The organism is Candidatus Thermoplasmatota archaeon (genome assembly GCA_034660695.1).
Taxonomy (GTDB): domain Archaea; phylum Thermoplasmatota; class E2; order UBA202; family DSCA01; genus JAYEJS01.
The window spans coordinates 1-4708 of record JAYEJS010000129.1; the positions used below are offsets into that span (position 1 = coordinate 1).

Annotated in this window: 4 protein-coding genes; all 4 read right to left on the minus strand. The window is 36.6% G+C overall.

Translation table 11 applies throughout. The annotated features are described in order from the left end of the window. Positions 1–681: 681 nt before the first annotated feature. Positions 682–990 (minus strand): hypothetical protein, encoded by a 309-nt coding sequence (locus tag U9O96_06765; GenBank protein ID MEA2054785.1) that lies wholly within the window; start codon positions 988–990, stop codon positions 682–684. A 163-nt stretch (positions 991–1153) separates the two neighbouring features. Continuing rightward, positions 1154–1288, minus strand: a complete 135-nt coding sequence (locus U9O96_06770) for a hypothetical protein (protein MEA2054786.1) — start codon at positions 1286–1288, stop codon at positions 1154–1156. Between the two features lie 280 nt (positions 1289–1568). Continuing rightward, a complete protein-coding gene (locus U9O96_06775; protein MEA2054787.1) occupies positions 1569–3767 on the minus strand; it encodes a NosD domain-containing protein in 2199 nt (732 codons plus the stop codon). 52 nt (positions 3768–3819) lie between these two features. Then, the coding region (locus U9O96_06780; GenBank protein MEA2054788.1) for a hypothetical protein at positions 3820–4708 on the minus strand (889 nt) is incomplete at its 5' end.

Below are 4708 nucleotides of genomic sequence, written 5' to 3' on the forward strand. Positions count from 1 at the left end.
CGATGAATCCTCCATTACCTGTTTGTTTAATATCGCTTGCTCTGGAAACTCCTTTTCCCGCATATCTTTCATTCCATTCTTCATTATCGTTTTTTCTTTCATGAAAAGCCATTGATGAAGCAATGAGAAGAACAGATAGAACAAAAACTGAAATGATTATTATATTCTTCATTTTTTTTACTCATTTTTTAAATATCCTGTTTCTATTTAAACTTTATATCTATCAATAAAAAGAGGGGAAAGGTTTTCGTTTTTAGTCAGGTGTTGATCCATGCTGGTAATAAATATCTACACGCGAATTACGAGCAAGTTCCCCAGGCCAGACAGGACCATTAACTGTATCTAGATCTACGTATGCATGTTTCCAAGATGCCCATGTCAATTCTGAACAGTAGTACCCGTATCCGGGATAATCATGTCCAGGTATCCCATAGGAGCCATCCTTTTGTTTTGTGTATAGTCCTCCCCATCACGTATACCATGGTGATACAAAATCGAAAGGTCTTCCCACTTTATCATTTGCGAAACTTACAGCTCTATTTCTCTGCCATGGCCATACATCTTTCACTTTTCCATATGCCCATGCACTGTAATTATTAAATATATCCGTTATACTGTCTGCCTCAACCCTTCCGTACCAAGAACCGGGGTGGCCGCCATGCCCACTATAGCTATAATCGGTTAATTTTTATTGATAAAATCTTCGGGATCCTTGTTTGGGTAGAGATAACCCAATGTACCATCCGTCCAGTCAGCCTCTTCATCCTCCCAATTTTCAAAGTGTGGATCTGCCTCTATGATCTCCTTATCATTGTTATCCCATACTGTAGTATGATCCCAACTGGGGAAATCATCTCGCCCTTCGCACTCGGCAAAAACAATATCTCCATGGTATTGGGGGTTAACCGCTGCTTTCACTGACATCATTGGCATAGCTAACACTCCTACAATTGCTACTGCAACCAATATTTTCCATCTTCCTTTCATCATCTCTTTTTTTGCCTCCTCCGGTGAGGTTTCTTTTCAGCTTTTGGGCAGATGCCCCCGCCCTGCTCCGTTACTATATAATACAATGCTGGCACAAATTATACACTTTATGACTGCTACATGGATTATATATAATGATAAATTCAAATTGTTCTGTCAGAATGATTTATTTGTACGGCAATACCACATCTGCATAAACTAGACCCATTCCAAATCCGGGAGTGAAATAGTTTCCATCCGGTAACTTGCCGGGAAGCATCAGCAGGTCTAACCCAAATTTCCATGTCCCTGCCTTTCCCATAATGAGTCTGTGAGACCAATCACTGAAAACTATCTTGCGATTGGCTAAAGAGAGCAAAGTGAATGTTTCCGTGTTTCCATCTGGATCAGTACATCGGAATCTTTCAAACCCCCGGCAAGGCCATAATTAGCGTGATAAAGTATACTGCAGTATCATTGCCCAAGAGGAGTGTTTGTTTAATTTCATAAAGAGGTATTGGCTGCCTGCCAGTATCTCTTTCCCTTGGGCAATAATTAAGTGGCAAAGTTAAGTTTTTAATTGACTATCAGGTAAGTTTCCACTATATTTTCACTGGTTCCATCAATGGATAGCAATCATACCCACCGCATCCTCCGATATCGTAAGGTGTATCTCCAATTCCATCTCCATTTTCATCCTTGCCAGTATAATCACTCCAGTAATTTCCCTCCGAACCATCATCCCAATGATTTGAATCTTCGGAAAAACAATCTTCCTCAAATGCTTGTGGGATAAAGCCGTTGTCTATGATGTTGTTATGATGTATCCTACTTCCACGGGAAATATCGGATACAATTCCATATTCCCTGTTTTCTATTACATTGTTAAATGTTACTATAGTATTTTTTGCTCCATCAGGATATCCTGAAAGGATTATTCCATGCCTATACCTAGTAACTGTATTGTATGAGATTACATTGCCAATATTTCCAACTATTAATATCCCATCCCCATTACCTGATTCCACTTTATTGTTTAATATTGTATTGTACGGACCCCATACTTCGATTCCATTAGGATTTGATTTAACTGTGTTGTTTGCTATTAGATTGTGGTGTGGTTGTCCCCAATATAGAGAGATTCCCCAGCCATTTTTTTCAATAGTATTATTTGTTATTTCATTATATGAAGCAAACTGGAGAAATATGCCTACTCCTCTATTTGAATTGACTACATTGTTAGTGACTTTATTATAGGGAGAATCTCCACCGCCTATGTATATTCCCCAACAGTTATCGCATGCCTTATTGCCTATTATATTGTTGCGAGATGAACTAAGGATCATTATACCTGCATGGTTTCCTGTTACTGTATTGTTGTTGACATAGCAATCGGTTGTATCAACTAATAGTATTCCCTGTGAATTATTTTGTAGATATTGATTTGAAACCGTTATATTTTTACAACCCAATAGAGCTATATAACCTGCATTAGATGGAACAACTGCATCTTTCTTATATTCCCAGAAATAGATCGGCTTTCCATCAACCGAATTTGTTGTATCTATATCCTGGTAAGCCCAATATTTACTTTCACCTTTAGTTGAAAGATAAAAATTGTATTTACTGCTGTTTTGAATCGAGTTATTTCTAAAAATGTTGTTTGGTGCTCTCTCTATAAAAATTCCTATGTCATTTGAATCTAATATATTATTTTCGATTAGATTATCAAAACATCCGTAGCCCCCTATAGAAATACCATATTCACTAAATTCCACATAATTATTTTTAATCATATTATTTGATGAACATATATATATTCCCTCGCAATATTTAACATTCGATATTCTGTTATTAATGATTGTGTTGAATTCTCCTCCTCTTAAATCAATTTCTCCACCAATGATTTCATTATTTTTTATAGTACAATGAAACGAGTTTCTTAACCCAATACCTTTAGAGTTATTTTCAATTGTAATATGAGAACAATCAATTAGAGATATCGCCAAGGAATTGTTTAGTACATGGCAATGAGAAGATGATTCGATCATTGCATCCACTTCATTTTCCATAAATTTAAAATTATTTTTTATTACGATATTTTCAGATTTGTTGCAATATATCCCATACCAACTATCGCAGATATTACAATTATTAATATATATCTCATTACAGTCTTTCAGCCGGATACCAGAACCACTTACATCTATAATCTTAAAACCACTTCTTGGAGGAATACGCAAATAGAATACCCCCCCATTTTCTATCGACGTACAATTTCTTATCACGATATTTTTTGAGTTATAACAACGAATGCCATACCAAGTCTTAGAAATGTAGCAATTTTCGATAATTACATTTTCAACATTTTCCAAATAAATCCCAGACCATCGTAAATGATGACCATCTGTTCTATTTCCTCTCCAACTGTTGAGGGAAACATTTCTTATTATAACATAAGATTTCGTGTTTTTTATTTTTATACCGTCTGTGAATAAATTTGTTATATTCCAGTTTTCGATTACATATGGATCTTCTTTTGTTCCATTGCCACCTGTTACGCCCACAATACTTCCCAGCTTAAACTGCCAGTCATGATTGATGCGGATTGGCAAATGGGATTCTTTATTTGGCTTATCATTCAAAAAAGAAGAAGGAAAAGAAATGTTTATGTTTTCACCTTTTTCAACATCCATGTTTTTCCCATTGGATTGTGTCTCCCTTTCCAGTATAGAGAAAGCTGCAAATACTGTTGAAATAAGAATAGTTACCATTACAGTTACTACCAATGTCTTATTCATTCTCTTTTATTATATTTTTTCTGACTATTTAAGCATTTGTCCTTGTCTATTTTTATGATGAAGATCCTGCTGTTTCGCGTCTCCAAACTTCGCATCCACCATTTGTGTAACCAATAAGCCTAAGGTGGTAAGTTCCCATGTAAAGCCCATTCGGATGACTGCCGGGGGGATCGTACGATTTTAAGGTTCTAGCTCCTTCATTATACTTGTTACCAAATCCACCATCCACGCTGAGATGCCAGTTCGTACCATCATCTGAAAACCAAACTTCGCATCCCTCTGATCGAGGATTTGAGTATGTCAAACGAACATTAGCTGTTCCTACCCACAGTTGTTTTTGGCCATTTGGAGCGTCATATTCTTCCATTGACCAGGCATACCTATTGTACTTATTTCCAAATCCGTTAGTCGCTACTTTGGAGAAGGAACCAGGATTGCCAGTAGATGATCTCCAAATTGTGCACCCTGCATTTGCTCCCGAAATGAAATTTCTAGCAGTTCCAACATACAACTTTCCCTTAAATTCTTTCATTGTTCGTGCTCCCCAATCCAAAGAATAACCAAATCCATTTTTTGTCACGTAACTCCAACTTGTTCCATTGGAAGTTCTATAGACATGAAAACCAGTTTTTGGATTAAATGTTCCAACATAAAGTCTTTCTATATTATCACTACCATTAAAAACTTCCATTGACCAAGCATAGCGGTTTTTGTAATAGTATGTCCCAGCTTCAAAATCTTTAAATCCTTTATTCACTACCCGTCCCCAATCACTATTACTTGACGGATTGCTAACTTTTGATCTGTAAACCTCACATCCTGTTTGCCAGTTCATTGTTCCAATATAAAGCTTACCTTTGAAAACTTTGGCACACATAACAGCTACATTATTTCGATGTGCTTGATCACTTCCAAATCCACCCTGTACTACCTTTGTCCAG